The 19,626-nt window shown below is 71.5% G+C and carries 20 protein-coding genes; 15 read left to right on the top strand and 5 right to left on the bottom strand.

What is annotated here, in order from left to right:
• From AB0H32_RS37050 to AB0H32_RS37010, 9 genes are all read left to right on the top strand, one after another.
• Positions 1-771, top strand: a 771-nt coding sequence (locus AB0H32_RS37050) for an extracellular solute-binding protein (protein ID WP_361130318.1), incomplete at its 5' end; no start/stop codon positions are given.
• Between the two features lie 3 nt (positions 772-774).
• On the top strand, positions 775-1,665 hold the full coding sequence (locus AB0H32_RS37045; RefSeq protein ID WP_361130315.1) for an ABC transporter permease: 891 nt from the start codon (positions 775-777) through the stop codon (positions 1,663-1,665).
• A gap of 10 nt (positions 1,666-1,675) precedes the next feature.
• Positions 1,676-2,491, top strand: a complete 816-nt coding sequence (locus AB0H32_RS37040; protein WP_361130312.1) for an ABC transporter permease — start codon at positions 1,676-1,678, stop codon at positions 2,489-2,491.
• A 126-nt stretch (positions 2,492-2,617) separates the two neighbouring features.
• A complete protein-coding gene (locus AB0H32_RS37035; protein WP_361130309.1) occupies positions 2,618-3,466 on the top strand; it encodes a DMT family transporter in 849 nt (282 codons plus the stop codon).
• 336 nt (positions 3,467-3,802) lie between these two features.
• A complete protein-coding gene (locus AB0H32_RS37030) occupies positions 3,803-4,984 on the top strand; it encodes an ATP-binding protein (protein ID WP_361130306.1) in 1,182 nt (393 codons plus the stop codon).
• Positions 4,981-5,823 (top strand): roadblock/LC7 domain-containing protein, encoded by an 843-nt coding sequence (locus tag AB0H32_RS37025; RefSeq protein WP_361130303.1) that lies wholly within the window; start codon positions 4,981-4,983, stop codon positions 5,821-5,823. Before AB0H32_RS37030 ends, AB0H32_RS37025 begins: the two co-directional genes overlap by 4 nt.
• The gene (locus tag AB0H32_RS37020; RefSeq protein WP_361130300.1) at positions 5,820-6,203 is read left to right on the top strand and encodes a DUF742 domain-containing protein; all 384 of its coding nucleotides are present in this window, start codon (positions 5,820-5,822) and stop codon (positions 6,201-6,203) included. Before AB0H32_RS37025 ends, AB0H32_RS37020 begins: the two co-directional genes overlap by 4 nt.
• A 3-nt stretch (positions 6,204-6,206) precedes the next feature.
• A complete protein-coding gene (locus tag AB0H32_RS37015; RefSeq protein WP_361130297.1) occupies positions 6,207-6,767 on the top strand; it encodes an ATP/GTP-binding protein in 561 nt (186 codons plus the stop codon).
• A gap of 13 nt (positions 6,768-6,780) precedes the next feature.
• The gene (locus tag AB0H32_RS37010) at positions 6,781-8,145 is read left to right on the top strand and encodes a cytochrome P450 (protein WP_361130294.1); all 1,365 of its coding nucleotides are present in this window, start codon (positions 6,781-6,783) and stop codon (positions 8,143-8,145) included.
• A 265-nt stretch (positions 8,146-8,410) separates the two neighbouring features.
• Here the strand turns inward: AB0H32_RS37010 and AB0H32_RS37005 are convergent, their stop codons facing one another.
• The 4 genes from AB0H32_RS37005 to snpA all read right to left on the bottom strand — a co-directional run bounded on the left by AB0H32_RS37005 (position 8,411) and on the right by snpA (position 11,209).
• Positions 8,411-8,866, bottom strand: a complete 456-nt coding sequence (locus tag AB0H32_RS37005) for a PaaI family thioesterase (RefSeq protein ID WP_361130292.1) — start codon at positions 8,864-8,866, stop codon at positions 8,411-8,413.
• A gap of 65 nt (positions 8,867-8,931) precedes the next feature.
• Positions 8,932-9,603 (bottom strand): enoyl-CoA hydratase-related protein, encoded by a 672-nt coding sequence (locus tag AB0H32_RS37000; RefSeq protein WP_361130289.1) that lies wholly within the window; start codon positions 9,601-9,603, stop codon positions 8,932-8,934.
• Positions 9,604-9,713: 110 nt separating this feature from the next.
• Complete coding sequence (locus AB0H32_RS36995) at positions 9,714-10,331, bottom strand: TetR/AcrR family transcriptional regulator (RefSeq protein WP_361130287.1); 618 nt, start codon at positions 10,329-10,331, stop codon at positions 9,714-9,716.
• A gap of 194 nt (positions 10,332-10,525) precedes the next feature.
• A complete protein-coding gene (gene snpA, locus AB0H32_RS36990) occupies positions 10,526-11,209 on the bottom strand; it encodes a snapalysin (protein ID WP_361130284.1) in 684 nt (227 codons plus the stop codon).
• Between the two features lie 185 nt (positions 11,210-11,394).
• On the opposite strand from snpA, the gene AB0H32_RS36985 reads away from it, so the two are divergent.
• Entirely contained in the window at positions 11,395-12,363 is a 969-nt protein-coding gene (locus AB0H32_RS36985; protein ID WP_361130281.1) for a LysR family transcriptional regulator, read from the top strand.
• 127 nt (positions 12,364-12,490) lie between these two features.
• The gene (locus AB0H32_RS36980) at positions 12,491-13,702 is read left to right on the top strand and encodes a hypothetical protein (protein WP_361130278.1); all 1,212 of its coding nucleotides are present in this window, start codon (positions 12,491-12,493) and stop codon (positions 13,700-13,702) included.
• A gap of 44 nt (positions 13,703-13,746) precedes the next feature.
• Here AB0H32_RS36980 and AB0H32_RS36975 read toward each other — a convergent pair whose 3' ends face one another.
• Complete coding sequence (locus AB0H32_RS36975; protein ID WP_361130275.1) at positions 13,747-15,309, bottom strand: hypothetical protein; 1,563 nt, start codon at positions 15,307-15,309, stop codon at positions 13,747-13,749.
• A gap of 173 nt (positions 15,310-15,482) precedes the next feature.
• On the opposite strand from AB0H32_RS36975, the gene AB0H32_RS36970 reads away from it, so the two are divergent.
• The 4 genes from AB0H32_RS36970 (at position 15,483) to AB0H32_RS36955 (ending at position 19,476) form a co-directional block, all read left to right on the top strand.
• Entirely contained in the window at positions 15,483-16,157 is a 675-nt protein-coding gene (locus tag AB0H32_RS36970) for an SUMF1/EgtB/PvdO family nonheme iron enzyme (RefSeq protein WP_361130272.1), read from the top strand.
• Between the two features lie 91 nt (positions 16,158-16,248).
• Positions 16,249-16,875 carry a DedA family protein gene (locus tag AB0H32_RS36965; RefSeq protein ID WP_361130321.1) on the top strand — a complete coding sequence of 209 codons (627 nt, stop codon included), beginning with the start codon at positions 16,249-16,251 and terminating at the stop codon, positions 16,873-16,875.
• Positions 16,876-17,110: 235 nt separating this feature from the next.
• Positions 17,111-18,238, top strand: coding sequence for an FUSC family protein (locus AB0H32_RS36960; protein WP_361130269.1), 1,128 nt, complete (start codon positions 17,111-17,113; stop codon positions 18,236-18,238).
• Complete coding sequence (locus AB0H32_RS36955) at positions 18,235-19,476, top strand: PP2C family protein-serine/threonine phosphatase (RefSeq protein WP_361130267.1); 1,242 nt, start codon at positions 18,235-18,237, stop codon at positions 19,474-19,476. The genes AB0H32_RS36960 and AB0H32_RS36955 overlap by 4 nt, the downstream gene beginning before the upstream one ends.
• Positions 19,477-19,626: the final 150 nt, after the last annotated feature.

Raw genomic sequence — 19,626 nt, 5'->3', positions numbered from 1 at the left:
CGGGCGGCCGGTCAGCCGGGCGGACAGCAGGTCCTCCAGCTCGCGGGTGTCGGCACTGATCAGCCTGCGGGTGCCCGCGCCGTCCAGGAGGCCGGCCCGGCCCCCACCTCCTGGTCGGCCGTCTTCGACGACGCGTCGACGTACAAGGGGCACGTCACCGCGTACGACTCACCGATCTACATCGCGGACGCGGCCCTGTATCTCAGGGCGACCAGGCCCGAGTTGAGGATCAAGGATCCGTACGCGCTCGACCAGAAGCAGTTCGACGCCGCGGTGGCCCTGCTGAAGAAGCAGAACGCGGACATCGGCGAGTACTGGAGCGACTACCTCAAGGAGGTCTCCGCGTTCAAGAGCGGGGACTCGGTCGTCGGCACCACCTGGCAGGTGATCGCCGGCCTCGCCGCCGGTGAGGGTGCCAAGGTCAAGGCGTTCGTCCCCAAGGAGGGGTCGACGGGCTGGTCCGACACGTGGATGGTCTCCGCGAAGGCCAAGCACCCCAACTGCGCCTACAAGTGGCTCGACTGGATCGTCTCGCCCAAGGTCAACGCCCAGGTCGCCGAGTACTTCGGGGAGGCCCCGGCCAACTCCAAGGCCTGCGCCGAGACCAGTGACACGAACTTCTGCACGACCTACCACGCGGCCGACGAGGGCTACTGGAAGCACATCGCCTTCTGGAACACGCCCATCGCGCAGTGCCTGGACGGTCGCAAGGACGTCAGGTGCGTGCCGTACGCGAAGTGGGTGCAGGCCTGGACCGAGATCAAGGGCTGAGCCGTGACGAGTGAAGTGACGCCCGCCGGACGGGGAACCGTCCGGCGGCTCGCGGGGGCGCTGCACACACGGCCCCGGCTCCGTCTGGCCCTCCTGCTCACCGCCCCGTTGCTGTGGCTGACGGTCCTCTACCTCGGCTCGCTGGCCGTCCTGTTCGTCTCGGCGTTCTGGACGACGAACTCCTTCACCTCCCAGGTGGTCAAGGTCTGGTCGACGGAGAACGTCCACGCCCTGTTCACGACCCCGGTCTTCCGCCAGGTGATCCTGCGCAGCGTCGGCGTGGCACTGGCGGTGACCGCCCTGTGCGCCCTGATCGCCTTTCCGGTCGCCTTCTACACCGCGCGGGTGGCCCGGACGAAGTGGCGTCCACTGCTCGTGGTGGCGATCCTCACCCCGCTGTGGGCGAGCTATCTGGTGAAGGTGTACGCCTGGCGGCTCATCCTCTCCCGGGGCGGACTCGCCGACTGGATGCTCGCGCCCTTCGGCCTCGGCGGCCCGGGCTTCGGCCTGCCCGCCACCGTGCTCACCCTGACGTACCTGTGGCTGCCGTACATGATCCTGCCGATCCACACCGCCCTCGAACATCTGCCGGCCGGCCTGCTCGACGCCTCCGCCGACCTCGGCGCCAGGGCCGGGCGCACCTTCCGCTCGGTGGTGCTGCCCATGGTGCTGCCGTCCGTGGCCGCCGGTTCCGTGTTCACCTTCTCCCTCAGTCTCGGCGACTACATCACCGTGCAGATCGTCGGCGGCAAGACCCAGCTGATCGGCAACCTCGTGTACTCCAACATCGAACTCAACCTGCCCATGGCCGCCGCGCTCGGCACCGTCCCCGTGGTCGTCATCGTCCTGTACCTGCTGGCGATCCGCCGCACGGGCGCCCTGACCAGCCTGTAGGAGGAGCGCCATGCATCTCGGCCGCACCGCGCGCATCGCCCTGCGCACAGCCGCCGCACTCGGCTTCGCGGTGATCTACGTCCCGCTGCTGCTCGTCCTCGTCAACTCCCTGAACCCCGACCGCAGTGCGAGCTGGCCGCCGCCGGGGCTCACCCTGCACTGGTGGTCCGTGGCCCTGGACAACTCCGGTGCGCGCGGCGCCCTGTGGGTGTCCGTGAAGGCGGGTCTCGGCGCCACCGCGATCGCGCTCGTCCTCGGCACGCTCATCGCGTTCGCGGTGGCCCGGCACCGTTTCTTCGGCCGCGAGACGGTGTCCTTCGTCGTCGTCCTGCCCATCGCGCTGCCCGGCATCGTCACGGGCATCGCCCTCAACTCGGCCTTCGGCACGGTCCTGGCGCCGCTCGGCGTGGGCCTCGGCCTGTTCACCGTGATCGTCGGCCACGCCACCTTCTGCATCGTCGTGGTCTTCAACAACGTCGTGGCCCGGCTGCGGCGCACGGCCGTCTCGTACGAGGAGGCGGCGATGGACCTCGGCGCGACCACCTTCCGCGCCTTTGCGGACGTGACCTTCCCGCTGGTCCGCTCCGCGCTCCTGGCCGGTGCCCTGCTCGCCTTCGCGCTGTCCTTCGACGAGATCGTCGTGACGACCTTCACCGCGGGACCGGGCATCGAGACCCTGCCCGTCTGGATCTTCGACAACATGACCCGGCCCCAGCAGGCCCCCGTCGTGAACGTCGTGGCCGCGGTGCTCGTCCTGCTGTCGGTCGTGCCGATCTACGCCGCCCAGCGGCTGTCGGCGGACACGGCGACGTCGAGCCGGGTGTGAACCGTCCCGCCGGGGATGCTCACCGCCGGTGCCCCGGCCGGTCCACCGGCGTCGCGGCCAGGGCTTTCGTAGGCTGAGGGTGCCCGATGCCGGTACGGGAGGTGTGCCCGCAGGCAGGAGAGGCTCGTGATCGAACTGGCCGCGCCGTTCGCCGTCGCGGGAGCGGCGAGCAACGCCGTGGGGACCGCGTTCCAGCGCAAGGCGGCGTCCACGAGCAGGCGCACCGGGGTCAGGCTCCTCGGGGAGCTGATCCGCCGTCCCGCCTGGGTGATCGGCATGGCCGGGGTGATCGGTGCCGCGGTGTGCCAGAGCCTGGCCCTGGTCAACGGGCCGCTCGCGCTGGTCCAGCCGCTGTTCATCCTGGAGCTGCCGTTCGCCCTGCTCGTCGCCGGTCCGCTGATGCACCGCCGGCTGCCGGGCTCGGGCTGGTGGGGTGTGGGCGCCGTGGTGGCGGGCCTGGCCGTCCTGCTGGCCTCGGCCGCCCCGCACGGAGCCACCGATCAGGCGCCGATGCACCGGTGGATCCCGGCCGTCGGGCTGGGCCTCGGCGTGATGGCGGCGGCGGTGCTCCTGGCCTCACGGGGGCGGGCGGGGGCACGCCGGGCGGCGCTGCCGGCTGCGGCCTCCGCGACGGGCAACGCCCTGACCGCTGCGCTGTTGAAGTCGGCCTCGGGGACCTTCGCCGACCACGGTTTCCCGGCGTTCCTGCGGTCCTGGCAGACGTACGGCTTCGCGCCGGCCGGCGCCGCCGCCGTCTTCCTGCTGGAGAACGCCCTGCAGGCCGGTCCACTGGCCGCCGCGCAGCCCGCGCTGACCATCGGCGACGCGGTGATCAGCCTGGCCCTGGGCATGACCCTGTTCGACGAGCGCATCCGTACGGGCTGGTGGCTGGTGCCCGAGGGGGGCGGCGCCCTGCTGATCGTGGTGGGTGTGCTGGTACTGAGCCGGGCCGTCCAGCGCATCGCCATGACATAAGTCCGACAAAGAGCAATCAGTCCGGCATGATGCCGAATAAATACCCCCGCACTCACCCCTCGGCGGCGGAGCCCCGGACCGTCTCGCATTCAATAGCTTCGGTGGCGAACAGGTGACGGTTACCAGGCCGTCAATGAACGCTCCGCGTTGCCAAGGTTCCCCTATGTGAGTGATAGCATCCCCGCGTCTGCAACCTTGGCCCCACCGGCTCGGTCGCTTTTGAGAACGGCCCGGTTCTCAGCACGACGGCAGCCGTGTCGCTCCAAGCGGTTGCGCCACGGATTCCCACGAGGTTCGCCCGCCGACGGTTGCAGGCTACACATAGGAAAGGTTTCCATGAATCAAGACGCACTCGTCTGGTGCCTGGTTGCGGTGACGGTGATCGCCGTGGCCGCGGCCCTGGTGCTCCGTCGCCGCAACCAGGCCATCGCGGCGAAGAAGCAGCAGGCCGAGGCCGTCCTCACGCAGAGGGTCAGCGAGGCCGACAGCCAACTGGCCGTCTTAAGAGCGGAGTTGCAGCAGCACCAGACCGAGCACGCCAAGACCATCCAAGAAGCCGAGGAGGCCGCCGAAGAAAGCACCAAGGCGGTCCTCAAGGGCTCCGCACGCTTTCTGCAGAGCCTCGCCGCGGAACAGCTGGCACTGCTCGAGGAAATCCAGCGCAAGTACGGCGGCCATTCCGTTCTCGGTGATTTGCTGGAAGTCAGTCACGCCAATGCACAGATGGCGCGCAAGGCGCAGGGCATTGCCGTTATGTGCGGTGCTCCGCTGGGTCGTCGAAATAGGCCCGCCAGCGTTTACGACGTGGTGCGCAGCGCGCAGGGCCAGATTCGTAACTTCCGGCGTGTGGAAATCATGCAGCAGACCGCTTTCGCATTGAAGGCCTCTGCCGTTTCTCCGGTCGCTCTCGCCGTCGCCGAGCTTCTCGACAATGCCGCCAGTTTCTCGCAACAGGGTTCGCCCATCGAGGTCACTTTCCAGCGGGTCCAGAAGAACCTGTGCATCGTGATCGACGACGCCGGTGTCGGTATGAACGACGAGGACCGGCAGAAGTCGTCCGCCCTGCTGTCCGGTGGCTACCGCCCTCGCCTTTCCCACCTCGGAAACCAGCCCAAGTTCGGTTTCCCCGTCATCGGGCTCCTCGCGCAGCAGTACGGATTCCGGGTGGACGTGACCGGAGTCTCCCGTTACGGCGGCGTCCGGGCGGTCGTTCTGCTGCCGGAAGAACTGTGGACCGAGGAAGAGATGGCACCGGCCGAGAACCCCCAGGTCAGCGGTATTCGTGGCACCGTCGGCCGACCCGATCCGGTGACCCGTACCGCGCACGGCCTGCCCAGGCGAGGGGCGCGTCAGGTTCCCATCGCCAGCGTCCGCGACGAGGACACCGCGCCGTCGCCCGCCGCGGCGCCGGAGGAGACCGGCCGCGCCGCAGGCCGCGGCCTCGGAGCCTTCCAGCGCGGCACGCTCTCGGGCCGCAACCTCGCGTCGGCACCGTCCGAAGGGTCGGATGAGGCATGACCACAGACCTGTCGTGGATGCTCGAGGACATCGTGCAGAACGTGCCGAGGGCACGCCATGCCGTCCTGCTGTCCGCGGACGGCCTGCCCCGTGGCGCGACCGAGGGCATGGCCCAGCAGGACGTGCGGACGATCGCCGCCGCCATGGCGGGGATGCAGTCGCTCAGCCGGGCGACCTCCCACTTCGCCGGGCCGGGTGAGGACAGGCAGTGGAACCAGACGATCATCGAGTTCTCGCACGGCTGGATCTTCCTCATCGGGGCCGGTCAGGGTGCCTATCTGGCCGCGGCCGCGGCGCCCGACGTCGACATGCAGCAGATCTCCTTCCGGATGCACCGGCTCGTCGCCCGGCTCGGCAACAACCTCACGTCGCCGCCCCGGGTGACTGCCGAGGGAACCGGGCGGGTGGGCGACGCCCGGGCGCACGGTGAGGCGGTGGGCGGCACAGGGATCCCGATCGTCGACCTCGACGAGGTGGTCGGCAAGGTGCAGGGTGCCCGCCACGCCGTCCTGCTGGGCTCCGACGGCCTGCCCCGTGGCGCCACCACGGGCATGAGCCAGGACCTCGCGGACACCATCTCCGCGGCCATGACCGGGATTCACGCCTACAGCCGGGCCACTTCGCAGTTCGCCGGCGTACTCCAGGACGCGCAGTGGCGGCAGACGGTCATCGAGTTCCAGCACGGGTGGATCTTCCTGATCTCCGCGGGTCGTGGCGCGTTCCTCGCCGCTGCCGCCGAACACGACGCGGATATCGAGGAGTTCACCACCCGTCTGCATGAGGTGGTGCCTCGGCTGAGCGTATATACGGCACCACGCGGGGAGGCGAGCCGCACGTGAATGACGGGCAGGATCAGGAACTGGAGCTGACCTCCGCATTAGTCCCGCTCTTCGTGATCACGAACGGGCGTTCCCTGCCCCCGGACAATGCCTACGAGCGCACGACCCTGGTGTCCGCGCTAGAGGGTGCCTCTGCTTCGGCCCGCGCGCTTTCCCCCGAGGCGCGTCAGGTTCTGGAGCTGGTCGCGGAGGGCTTTCTGTCCGTCGCCGAAGTGGCCGCCCACACCCGTCTGCCGCTGGGCATCGTCCGGATTCTCCTGGCGCAGATGGAGGAAGGCGGTCTCATCATCGCGAGGAAGCCCGTTCCCCGCGCCGAACGTGTCGATCGAGAAGTGCTCAGCGCCGTGCTCGACGGCCTCAAAGCCCGATTCGGAGCGTGATTCGTGTACCTGGATTCAGGTGTCCTGACCGCGGTGAAGATCCTCGTGGTGGGGCACTTCGGGGTCGGGAAGACCACGTGTATCGGCAGCATCTCCGAGATCGAGCCCCTGCGGACCGAAGAGGAGATCACCGAAGCCAGCGTGGGATTTGACGACCTGTCGGGGACTCCGGACAAGACCACCACGACGGTCGCGATGGACTTCGGCCGCCTGACCATCAGTGAAGAAGTGGTGCTGTACCTCTTCGGCACGCCCGGTCAGGAGCGCTTCAAGGAGATGTGGGAGGAGCTGTCCCGGGGGGCTCTGGGGGCACTGGTCCTCGTCGACCCCGAGCGGCTGTCCGAGTCCTTCCCGGTCCTGGACCTGGTCGAGCGGTTCGGCCTGACGTACGCCATCGGCGTCAACCACTTCGACGGCACGACCGACTACCCGCTCGCGGAGATCCGCGAGGCGCTCAACCTGTCCGACCGCACGCCCGTCGTCTCCTGTGACGTACGGGACCAGCAGTCGTCGGCGCAGGCCCTCATCACCCTCGTCCACCACCTCTTGTCCCTTCTCGACTAGGAGCCACCCCCACATGCAGCAGCGTCCCGGCATACAAGAGCCACCCCCCGGCTGCCCTGCGCACGGCAACCTCTCCCTCTTCGGCCCCCAGTTCGGCTCCGATCCCGACGGCCACTACGAACACCTGCGCAGCCTCGGCCCGAGCGCGCCGGTCGACATCGCCCCCGGGGTGGAGGTCGAGCTGGTCACCAGCTACGACGCCGCCCTGTACATCCTGCAGAACCCCGCTTCGTTCGTCAGGGACTCGCGGCGCTGGAAGGCGCTGAACGAGGGACGCGTCCCCGAGGACAGCCCGGCCCTGCCGATGATGAGGTACCGGCCCAACGCGCTGCTCAGCGACGGGGCGGCACACGCCCGGCTGCGCCAGGCCGTCACCGACAGCCTGGCCTGCGTCAACGAGCTGCAACTGGTGCGGCAGACCCAGCAGTCGGCCGACTACCTGATCAGCCGGTTCAGTTCCGACCGCCTCGGCCAGGCCGAGCTGATGGCCGAGTACGCGCAGCCGCTGCCGCTGCTGGTCTTCAGCGACCTGTTCGGATGCCCGCCCGAGATCGGTGACCGTGTCATCGTGGGCATCAGCGGTCTCTTCGACGGCCAGGCAGGCGCCGACCAGATCCTGGCCGAGGCCGTCTTCGAACTGATCGCGCTGAAGCGACGCCATCCCGGGGACGACCTGACGACCCGTCTGATGGAGCACTCCGCCGGGCTGACCGACGAGGAGATGCTGCATCAGCTCGTGACGCTGCTGTCCGGGGGCACCATGCCCCTGTCGGCGACGATCGGCACCGGCAGCGCCCTGATCCTCGGCGAGGACTGGCAGACCGGCCTGCCGGTCGAGGACGCGATCACCCAGGTCCTGTGGAACTACGCGCCGATCGCCAACTACGCGGCCCACTACCCCACCCACGACGTGGATCTCGGCGGCCGGACCCTCCGGGCCAATGAGCCGGTGATCATCTCCTTCGCGGGCGCCAACACCGATCCCCGGCTGGCGGAGCACCGCGAGCAGCTCAGCGCCAAGGCCCATCTGGCATTCGGCGCCGGGCCGCACGCCTGTCCCGCCAAGGACCCGGCGTTCGTGATCGCGGTCACGGCCGTCGAGACGCTCCTCAACCGGCTGCCGGACATCGAGGTCCGGGTGCCGTTCAAGGACCTGAGCTGGGTCCCCGCGCCCTGGAGCCGCTCCCTGGTGACCCTGCCGGTCCGGTTCACCCCCCGCACGGTGGCTCCGCCGCCCACTCAGACGCCGGAGCCGCAGGTCGCCGTACCCGTCCCGCACCGGGTGCCGGGCCCCGCGCCGAAGCCGGCGGCACAGTCCGCGCCCAAGTCCAAGCCCGGCCTGTTCAGCCGGTTCCTGGCGTGGACCCGAGGAGAGTGACGTAGCCGGCTCTTGACGGGAACAGCCGTCCTGGATGCATCAGCCGACCGGGGTCCGCACGGCGGCTGATGCATGGGGGCCACCGTGGAGACGCCGGGCAACTGCACCCGGGTGAGGCGGACTTCAGCGCCCCGGTCGGAAAGGAGGATCCGGCTCCCGCCGGTTCCGCCTGCCCGAGGTGGGGCTCGGTCCGCCGCCCGTGCGGGGCAGCGACGCCGCACCCGGCCGGCAGCGGACCGCCTGTCGGCGGGAACGTGCGACGGCCTCAGGCGTCGGGACCGAGGATCAGGCAGGTCGTGGTGGCGTGGGCGATGAGCCTGCCCCGTTCGTCGAGGACCCTGCCCTCGGCGGTCGCGGTGCGGCGGCCCGCGTGGACGACGGTGCCTTCGGCGGTCAGCCTCTGCCCGTCGGTGCGGGCCGCGCGGATGTAGTTCACCTTGAGTTCGAGCGTGGTGTAGCCGACTCCGGCCGCCAGTGTGGTGTGGACCGCGCAGCCCATGGCGGAGTCGAGCAGGGTGGCGGCGATGCCGCCGTGCACGGTGCCGAGAGGGTTGGAGAAGTCCGGTCGGGTGTCGAGGGAGACGACGACGCGGCCGTGGTCGACTTCGTCGAAGCGCATCCCGAGCAGCCGGCCGATGGACGGGATCTCCCCGGGACGTTCGCGCTGGATCCAGCGCATGAGTTCGAGCCCGGAGAGCGCGGCGGAGTCGGTGGTGGACATGTCTGTTCCTTGCTGTCGTGCCGGTGGGGCGGCCCGGCCCGTGGAGTGCCGGGCGGAGCTGCCGGTCAGCCGAGGGGGTCGGCCGTGTCCCGCAGGAGGGTCAGGACGGGTGCGTACATCCGCGCCTTGATGGTGCCGAGGGTCGCGCCGGCCCTGGCCGCCTGGGCGGCGGCGAGTTCGACGGCCGTGGCCCGTACGGCGTCCTCGTCGACCGCGTGGTCCACGATCGAGGCGGCCAGCGCGTCGTGGCCGCCGTAGCGGCGCGCGGTGGTCATGGCCTCGTGGGCGACCGCCGGCGTGAGCCGGCTCTGGATCAGCGCGGACATGGCCGGCGAGAACGGAATGTCGATGTCGGCCTCCGGCAGGCTCCAGAAGCCCCGGTCGGCCCGCATCACCCGGATGTCGTGCGCCAGGGACAGCATCGCGCCCGCCGCGAAGGTGTGCCCCTGCAGCGCGGCCACGGTGGGCACCGGCAGGGACAGCAACCGTGCGAAGAGTGCGTGCACCGAGACGACGTAGTCCCGGTGGCGGTCGGCATGGGCGAGGAGCCAGTCGAGGTCCAGGCCGTTGGAGTAGAACTTGCCGGTCGCCGCGGTGACCAGCGCCCGGGGCCCTTCCGTCTTCTCCACCTGGTCCAGCGCCTCGTCGACGGAGGCGATCCAGTCGGGGTGGAAGCGGTTCTCCCCGTCCCCGAGGTCGAGCACGAAGACATGGTCCTGACGGTCGAGCGTGGGCATGGTTACTCCTTCGGGTGGGCGGAGCGGGAGGGCGCGCCCGCATGCTCCGCGGGGAACGCGAGGGACACGACGAACGCTGGGAACGCGAGGAGCGCGGGGAACACCGGGCCTCAGGACCGAGGTGCCCCGTCGGCCGCCGGCCCGGTCCGGCCGGGAAGGGCGTGGACCAGCAGGTCGTGGATCTCGGCGGCGGCCGCGTCCAGCGGGGCGAGGCTTCGTTCGGCACGGCACATCACCACCGCGCCCTCGACCGCGCCGATGATGAAGGCCGCGAGGCGCCGGCCGCGAGGCTGCGGCAGGCCGCCCGCCACGAGCAGGGCGCACAGGGCCTCCTGCCAGCGCGCGAAGACCGCGGCCGCGGAGTCCGCCCACTTGGGCCCCTCCTCGTCGGCGGCCACCGCCGCGGCCACGATCGGGCACCCCGCCCGGAAACCGCTGCCGGACAGCCGGTCCCGCCACAGGGCGAAGAAGGCGTCGATCGCCGCCACCGGATCACCGGCGCGCGCCGCGGCGGCGATCCGGGCCGCCATGACGTCCCCGGCGAAGGCCACCGCCTCGTCGATCAGCTGGGTCCGGCCGTCGGGGAAGTGGTGGTACACCGAGCCGCGCGGGGCGCCGCTGTGCGCGAGCACCCGGTCGATGCTCGTCGCACCGGCCCCCTGCTCGCCCAGCAGCGCCGCGGCGCTGTTGATCATCCGCTCCCGGCTGTCGCTCCTGCGCGGGCTCATCCCTGCACCACCCGTCACCTTCCCGTGGGGCTCGTACGTCCCCTGCCCGAGCCGGGAAAGGCGGCGCACCGGTGATTACCGGTGAGTAATCTATGCTCTATGACATAGAACAGGCAAGGGGCGGGCCGTGCGTCGGCGACACGGCCCGCCCCGGGTGAAGTCGGGCGGTTCTCAGAAGGCCGGCGGGCCTTCGGTCAGTGGACCTTGTTCAGCTTGGCCAGTGCCTTGCCGAGGCCGTTGGCCCACAGCTGGTCGACGCGGGCCCGTTCGGCCGCGTTGGGGTAGCGGTTGGTGCAGGACGGGCCGGGGCCGCCGCCCGACATCAGCTCGCTGCACGGACCGCTGTAGTGGTCCGGGAGCCCCAGCACATGACCGGTCTCGTGCGCGGCGACTCGGATCGAGTCGTACTCCTGGTTCTGCGCGTAGTCGAGGAAGATGTAGCCGTTGCCGTGGCCGTCCGTGGAGGCGTAGGACCCCTCGGGGTCGCTGCCCTCGTAGTAGGCGAAGTCGGCGCCGCCGGAGGACGCCCGCAGCTTGACGTTGGAGACCGAGCTGTTCCAGATCGACGCGGCGCTCGCTATCTGCGAGCGGAAGCTCGGCGCCTGGGAGGCGTCGTAGGAGACGGTCACGGACCTGAGGCCCGGGTGCGCCGCCTGCTTCTTGGCGACCGAGGCGAGCACGGCCTGGAAGAACGCCTTGTTGTTCGCGGTCTCTTCGGCCGAGCCCGCGTACCGGGCGCGCGGGGCCGCGGCGGAGTCGGCGGTCTGGGCGCTCGCCGGGATCGCGGTGCCCAGGGCCGCGAACGCCAGGCCCAGGCCGAGCGCCAGCATTCTCCTGGGGGTCTTCGCGGGCATGGAGGACGTACGGATCGACGTCATGTGGGGGGCTCCTACTCGTTCATGTGGGGTGGTGAACGATTGGTTGCCCATGAGTCTGAGCCAGCCCGACGGCGCAGCGGATGATGGCAATCGGGGATAGTGCAGAGCTATCGCCGTCAACTCGCCCGGTTCCGTTGGCATTTGAACATCTGGCGCCTCACCAGGCCCGCCCTTACGCTCCGGACATGGAGCTCGAGGTCAGGCATCTGCGCATTCTCTGCGCCATCGCCGACGCCGGCAGTCTGCACAAGGCGGCGCGCGAACTCGGCATGGCCCAGCCCTCGTTGAGCACCCAGCTGGGCCGCATCGAACTGGCCCTGGGCGGCCGGCTCTTCACCCGCGGACGTACCGGCAGCCGCCCCACACCCCTGGGGCACATCGTGGTGAGCCGCGCCAGACCGCTCGTCGCCGAGCTCGCCGCGATCGTCGCGGAGACCAGGGTGGCGGCCGCCCGCGCCGAGGGCGGTCCCCGGCTGCGCATCGGCGCCACGGCGAGCCGGGCACTGCCGGGCTGGCTGCGACGGCTGCGTTCGCGGGTGCCGCCGGCCGAACCCACCCTCCAGATGGACGCGTCCGCGAACTCCCTGCTGCGCATGGTCGCCGAGGGCCGGCTCGACCTGGCCTTCGTCCACGAGGTCGAGGGCAGTGCGCTGCGCATACCGGCCGGGCTGTGCCTGCGGGTCCTGGTGGAGCGCGAACCGCAGTTCGTCACCCTGGCCGCCGACCACCCCGCGGCCGCGCAGCGCGAGGTGCGCCTCGCCGACCTCGCCGGCGAACGGTGGATGGTCGACTCCACGGTCGACGGCGAGTGGGACGCCCTGTGCCGCGTGCTGCGCGAGGCGGGCATCGAGCCCGACCTGCTGCACGGGGACTACCTCACCGCCTATTCCCTGGCCGCGATCGGCGAGGTGGTCACGGTCAGCCAGCCGACCGCGCGTCCCCGCCCCGACCTCGCCGTCCGTCCTCTGCAGGGCGACCCGATAGGGGTGCGGCTGCTGCTCGCGGCCCGTACTGCGGCCGAACTCGAGGACGGGTCCGCCGAGTTGGAGGAGGCCTACTGGGAGGTGGCCCGTCAGGCTCCTGCGTATCAGGAGTGGCTGGAGCGCAGGGCGGCCGGGCGGCCGGCGCCGGCGCTTCGCGTGGTGCGGGCCTGAACCTTTGCGGACGCCACGCCGCCCCAAATGATCCATTCATAGGCTTATCCGCCTTATGGTGCCGGATGTAGTGAGTACCGCAGGGGGGCGCACAGCGCGTCCGGCGACGGCGCGGGTTGGGATGCCGATGAGTGGAATCACCCGCAGGGACGTGGCACGCCTGGGCCTCGGCACCTCTCTCGGCGTCGCGGCCGCCTCGCTGACCGGGTGCGGAGCGCTCGCCGGGCTGGGCGGTCCGTCGGCGGACCGGGACCTGCCGCGGATCATCGGGGACGGTTCCACGTCGTACACCGGCGAGCAGCCGCGTCAGCCGCCCTCCCCCACACCGCTCGACCCGGAGCAGGACCCACCGCAGTTCGTGGTCTTCTCCTGGGACGGCGCCGGCGAACTGGGCAAGGGCCTGTTCCCGCGGTTCCTGGAGCTGGCACGCGCACACGACGCACGCATGACGTTCTTCCTCTCCGGCCTCTACCTCCTGCCGGAGGAGAAGATGCGGCTGTACCGGCCGCCCGGGAACCCGGTGGGCGCCTCCGACATCGGCTACCTCACCGACGCGCACATCAAGGAGACACTGAAGTACGTTCGCCAGGCCTGGCTGGACGGACACGAGATCGGCACCCACTTCAACGGGCACTTCTGCGTCGGCCCGGGATCCGTCGCCCACTGGAGTCCGGAGCAGTGGCACGCGGAGATCGAGCAGGCCCGGTCGTTCGTCAAGTCCTGGCGCACCCACACCGGTTGGCACGATCATCCCTCCCTGCCCTTCGACTACGACCGGGAGCTGGTCGGCGGCCGCACACCGTGCCTGCTCGGGCAGCGGAACCTGCTGCCGGTGGCCCGCCGGCTGGGCTGGCGCTACGACGCGTCCTCACCGGGCGGAGTACAGCGCTGGCCGCGCAGGAGGGGCGGCGTCTGGGACCTGCCGCTGCAGAGCATCCCCTTCCCGGGACACCGGTTCGAGGTGCTGTCCATGGACTACAACATGCTGGCCAACCAGTCGGGGAACTCGACCCGGGGGCCCTCCTACCACCACGCGGACTGGCGCGTCCAGGCGACGGAGTCGTACCTGGCAGGGTTCCGGCGCGCGTACGAGACGAACCGGGCGCCGCTGTTCATCGGCAACCACTTCGAGGAGTGGAACGGCGGCATCTACATGGACGCCGCGGAGGAGGCGCTACGGCGGATCGCCCTCTGGAAGGACGTCCGCCTGGTCTCCTTCCGGCAGTTCGTCGACTGGCTCGACGCCCAGGACCCGGCGGTCCTGAGGAGGCTGCGCAGCCTGCAGGTCGGCGAGAAGCCGGAGGGCGGCTGGTCCGCCTTCCTGCGCCGGGAGACATGAGCGCGGGGCGGGCACCGGCCCGCCCCGCGGCTCGCCGCGCACCGTCAGGAGGTGGATCCCAGTGTCGATGTCGTGTACGCGCACTCCGTGTAGATGTACCCGGACCGTAGCCTGGCCGTGTCCGAGGCAGGTGTCGCGGTGCTGCCGCCGTGCGGCTTGTGCACGAAGTACGTGGTACCGACGGGGAGGCTGAGCGTGCGCTGCGGGTAGTTCTTGCCGCTGCTGCACGGCTTGAAGCCGATCCTGAGCGTGTCGACGAGAGCGTACGACTTGCAGCTGCCGCATCCCTTGAGGGTGAAGCTGCCGGTGACCGGGCCGGTGTAGAGGACGGTGACGTCGTCGGGGCTGTCGTTCTTGACCGTGACGGAGATGCTGCCGCCGGAGGCGGTCGTCGGCAGCTTCTTCCCGGCCGCCGGGAGCGTCTGGGCGACCTCGGCCCCGATGGCGATCTTCTTGGCGCGATCCCGGTTCCTGCCGCTCTTGTTGTCGGCGACGTACTGGTCCAGGGTCTTGCGGGCCGCGTCGAAGTCGCCGTCCTTGTACTGGTCGACGCCGCAGGCGTACTCCCCCGCGTCACCGCTGCGGTCGGCACGGCCGGCGGACTTCGTCAGCGCGTCCGACGTACTTGCGTCCGTCCCCGACAGATCGGTGATCCGGGTGTTCAGATCACGCAACTGCGCGACGGCGGTGCAGGGCTGAGCGCCGTCGACGTCCTTCTCGGCGTTCTTCACGGCCGCGTCCACGGCGGGTACGACCTTGGCCGCGGACCCGGAGTGCGGGAACGTGTTCAGCAGGTCGCCGAAGTGCGTGACCCAGTCCGCCCCGCCGCCTGTCAGACCGGCCGCGCCGCACTCGTACAGGGAGGTGGCGAGCCGCTCGTCGGGCCACTCGGTCAGCGAGCCGAGCTGCTCCTTCGGCATGGTGCGGGGCACCGTGCGCAGGTACTTGAGCGGCTCGACGGCGTCGCAGTACTGCTTGTGGCCGTAGGCCGCGCCGACGGTGGTGTAGTAGGTCCGCAAGCGGTCGGGCACCCGGTCGGCGGCGCGGGAGCCGGAGTGGTCGACCGCGAGGTCCCGGTAGGTCTCCAGGGCCGCCTGGTAGTCGCCCCGGGCGGTGGCGAACCTGTGCCGGCCGGCCGTCGTCACCAGATGGTCGGCCTGCTCGAGGCGGTCGAGGAGCGCCTGCTGCACGGCTTCCTCGTGCGCGTCGTCGTACCACACCGCGCCGACGGCCGGAACGGCGAGCAGCAGCACACCGAGCAGGAGGGCGAGCGGCGCCCTGCCCGGCCAGGTGAGCCGCGTGCGCAGTGCGGCGAACGCACCGTGGACGGCGGCCAGCAGCACGAGCAGGACGTACACGGTGAGCGCGGCCCCGGGGACGCCGTCGGCGTCGGCGGGCAGGGCGACGAACAGCAGGACGACGGTCGCCGCGCAGCAGGCGGCGGCCAGGACCCATCTTCGGACGAGTGCGTAACCGAGGCCGAGACCGCTCAGGTTGAGCACCGCGACCGCGGCCGCTCTCCAGCCGTCCGGGGGCGCGGGTGGCGGCGCGGACGGCATCGGCGGCACGGTGAATGCCTGGTTCGGGCCGTACTGGTCTGCGGACATGGTGGGCTCCCCCCGTCAACTGCCCCCGTATCACTGCGGATCGGCAGTGTAAGGCCGGGCGCGCGGTGCCGACAGAGGGGGTCCAGGACAACGTCGCGGCCCTGGACGAAGGGCCGTGGGGAACCTCGGGTGCGGCGGTGACCGGACGGGCGGGGCCGTAGAATCAGCCGATCATGAACATCGGCGCAGACCACGAGATGATCACGGTTCCGGCGGGGCAGGTCACGCTGTCGGACCGGCGCACCCAGCGCCGCTGGACGGTCGAAGCGGCCTCCTTCCGGCTCGCGGCGCATCCGGTCACACAGGCGCTCTACGCGCAGGTCACGGGCGGGCGTCCGAGCGCTGCCGAGGGGGAGCGGCTGCCCGTCGAGGGGGTCTCCTGGTGGGACGCGGTCCGGTTCTGCAACGCCGTGTCGCAGCGCGACGGCCTCACGCCCGCCTACCGTTTCGGGGCCGGCGCCGAGGACATCGCGTGGGAATCCTCGGCCGACGGCTACCGGCTGCCGACCGAGGCCGAGTGGGAACACGCCTGCCGGGCCGGAACGGCCGGACCGCGCTACGGCCCCCTGGACGAGATCGCCTGGCACCGGGGCAACTCGGCGGAGCGGATCCGGGACGTGGGCGGCAAACGGCCCAACCCGTGGGGCCTCCACGACATGCTGGGCAACGTGTGGGAGTGGTGCTGGGACATCTACGACGCAGAGGTCTACGGCAGCTACCGGGTGCTGCGCGGGGGCGGCTGGTTCGACGAGCACTGGAGCTGCCGGGCCTCCGTCAGGCGCCGCAGCCACCCCACCTTCCGCGTCGACGACGTCGGATTCCGCCTCGCCCGTTCCCTGGGGAGCTGATCCGGGCCCACGGTCCGTTCCGGGCGCCCGAGCCGCTGCCACGGGACACTTGAGGGGTGCGACCGACGAGCAGGGCCGGGGGGCGAGGGCGGTGATCGCCGTCGATCCGACGGACAGCGCCTCGCTGCTCGCCGCTTTCGGGGCGCTCGGCGTTCTCGCGGTGATCTTCGCCGAGTCGGGCCTGCTGGTCGTCGGGTTCTTCCTGCCGGGGGACACGCTGCTGTTCCCGGCCGGGGTGCTGTGCGCGGCGAGCGGTCAGCATGCGCCCCGGCTGGAGCTGTGGCAGGTGCTGGTGTGCGCGGCCGTCGGTGCCGTCGCCGGGGCACAGGTGGGCTATCTGCTCGGGCGGCACGGCGGGCGGCCGCTGCTGTCCCGGACCTCCAGTCGGCGCGTGCGCGAGGCGACGGCCCGGGCGGAGCGGCTGCTGGCCCGCTACGGCTACGGCAAGGCGCTGGTGATCGGCCGCTTCGTCCCCATGCTGCGGACCGTCCTGCATCCGGTGGCCGGCGCGCTCGGCGTGCCCGCGCGGACGTTCACCCTCTGGCAGATCGTCGGCGGCCTGCTCTGGTCCCAGAGCCTCGTCCTGGCCGGATACCTCCTGGGGTCGTCGGTCGCCCACGCCGACACCTACCTGCTGCCGTTGGTCGCCGCGATCCTGGCGCTCTCCCTGCTGCCCGTACTCACCGAGGCCCGGCGGACGCGGAGCCGGCGGCGGTAGTCCGGACGTGAAGGCACGAAAGTTCCAGGCGGTGGCAGCACGGTGGTGCCGGGCGTGCAAACACGGTGGTGCCGGGAGGTGGAAGCACCATGGTGCCGGGCGGTGGAAGCACGGACTTGATGCGTTCCTCATTTGCAATATGCCCTATTTGTCCGATTATCCTGGACGGCTGTTGCTCCGGGGCGGCCGGGGCGGGCCCGGAGCACCGGGCGCAGGGGAAGGAGACGGGGAAGGCATGCGCAGCGCACGGATGACGGCCCCACCGATCCCGTTCGGCCGAGCACGGTGCGCGGATGCCGCGCGCGCCACCGTGGCGGCGGGGCTGACCTGGCAGGCGTGCGTGATCCTGCTGCATGCGCCACACCCCTACGTGGGTGCCGTCGCGGCGCTGCTCATCGTCGAGGCGACGGTGGTGCGCACGGTCGCCGCGGCGACCCGGTACGCCGCCGGATGCCTGCTCGGCGTGGCGGTCGCCGTCCCCGCGGCCCTCTACGTCGAACCAGGCATGGCCGGTCTCGCACTCGTGGTCTTCGTCTCCGTCGTCCTGGCCCACCACGAGTTCCTCGGCCACCACGGACTGCATCTGCCGACCACCGCGCTCATCACGTTCGCCCTGGTCCGCGGCCGTCATCCGGCCGAGCTGGCCGACCACCTCGCCGAGGTCATGCTGGGGCTCGCCTTCGGCCTCGCGTGCAGCGCGCTGCTGTTCCCCGCCGTGCGCGTGCGGTCCGCGGAACGGGCGCTGGACAGACTGCGCGCCCTGCTCGCCCATCACCTCGACGGTCTGGCCGACTCCGTCACCGGGCGCGGGCGGCCGCGCGAGGTGCTCGGCCCCGCCTGGCACCACGAACTCGACACCGCGGTGGCAGAGGCACGTACCGCCGTGGAGGAGGCCCACGAGAGCGTGCGGTGGAACGTACGGCCGACCGCGCGGCGCCGCCGCCGGCACCTGGACCGGCGTGTGCTGGGCGCACTGGCCGACGTGGAGGTGCAGGTGTGCGCGACCGGACGGCTCCTGGACGAGCGTCCTCCGGCGAGCCGTCCCGGCACACGGTCCGAGGACACCCCGCGCGCCGAAGGTTTCGCACAGCCGTACGCACGGCTGCTGCGCACCACGGCCCTGTGCGTGTACGGCTGCCGGGGCGGCCGGCCCCACCCGGCCCTGCCCGCCGCACGCCACGCGGTCGCCCGGCTCGGCAGGCCCGGCGGCGATCCCCCGGCCGCCCGGGCCGAGGACCGTCACCTGCTCCACCACCTGGACGCGGCCCTCACCTGTCTGACGACGTCCGTGCCCGCCCCCTCCCGGCCGTCCGCCCGGCGCCATCGCGCGTTCGGCGCCCTGCGGCCCGCGCAGCGCCGATGACCCCGCACCGCACCGGTCTCCAGCACACCACCGGCGGACCGGCCAAGGACCTCACGTCTCCCGACGGCGAGGGTCACGGCCGGGTCGGGGGGCGCCGGCTGCCCGGCTCCCGTGAGCTTCTCGCGCTCGCGCCCGTCCTGCTCATGGTCGCCGTCACGCTCACCGACCTGCTCACGCCCGACTGGTTGCACGTCGCGCCGGTGATGGCCGCCGTACCGGTTCTGGCCGCGGCCGTGCTCCCCGTCCGGGCGACGGCGGCGCTCGGCGGCGCGGCGCTCGTCCTGACCCTGCTGCTGCAGGTGAACGCGGGACAGCGGGGCTCCCCCGACTCGAACGTCGTCCTGTGCGCCCTGGTCGTGGTCGGGCTCGCCTCGCTCACCGCCTGTGCGCTGTACCGGCGCCGGGAACGGCAGCTGCGCCAGGCCCGCTCCGTCGCAGAGACCGCGCAGCGGGCGCTGATGCACCCGCTCCCCCGCCGTATGCGCTCCCTGGCTCTGTCCGGCGTGTATCTGCCGGCCGAGTCGGAGGCGCGGATCGGCGGCGACTTCTACGAGGCGGTCCGGACCCCGTACGGCTCCCGGATCCTCATCGGCGACGTCCGCGGAAAGGGCCTGCCCGCCGTCGGGGCCTCCGCGACCCTGCTCGGCGCGTTCCGGGAACTGGCCGACCGCGAGGCGTCCCTGACCACGGTGGCACGGCAGCTGGACGAGCGCGCCCAGCGGCACATAGCGGCGCTGGACGGCGGGCCGGACGACGGTGAGCCGGAAGGGCGGGAAGGCCCGGAGGGGAAGGGCACCGGGGCGCTGTTCACGGAGCGGTTCGCGACCGCGCTGCTGGTGGAGTTCCCGCCCGGCGAGGCCGTGGCCCGCATCGTCCACTGCGGTCATCCCGAGCCGCTCCTCGTCCGTGCGGGCCGGGTCCACGCCCGTCCGCCCGAGCAGCCCGGGGCTCCGCTGGGGCTCGGCGATCTGCTGGGCGCGGCTCCGGTGGCCGAGACCGTGCCGTTCGGCCCGGGCGACCGGCTCGTCCTCTACACGGACGGCTTCATCGAGGCCCGCGACCGCCGGGGCCGGTTCTACGACCTGACCGCGCACACCCGTGCCCACGCCGGCCGGCCGCTGCCCGCGATGGTTGCCGCCCTGCGCCGCGCCCTGCTGTGCCACGTCGGCGGCGACCTCGACGACGACGCGGCCCTGGTCGCCCTGGAACGCCTGCCGTGCGAGACCGCCCCGGGGTGACCGCGGCGGACGCGGCGTCACAGCCGACCGTCCTCCCGCAGGTACACCCCGACCACGGTCGGCGAGCGCTCCGGACGAGACGGCCCGGCTCCGTGCTCAGCCCCGCCGCCGGCATGGTCATGGAGGACCTGATCCAGCAGGGCAGCGGTC

The sequence above is a fragment of the Streptomyces sp. NPDC020362 genome (assembly GCF_040642095.1).
Lineage (GTDB): Bacteria > Actinomycetota > Actinomycetes > Streptomycetales > Streptomycetaceae > Streptomyces.
The sequence above is the reverse complement of the archived record's forward strand: the minus strand, read 5'-3'. Positions and strand labels throughout refer to the sequence as shown.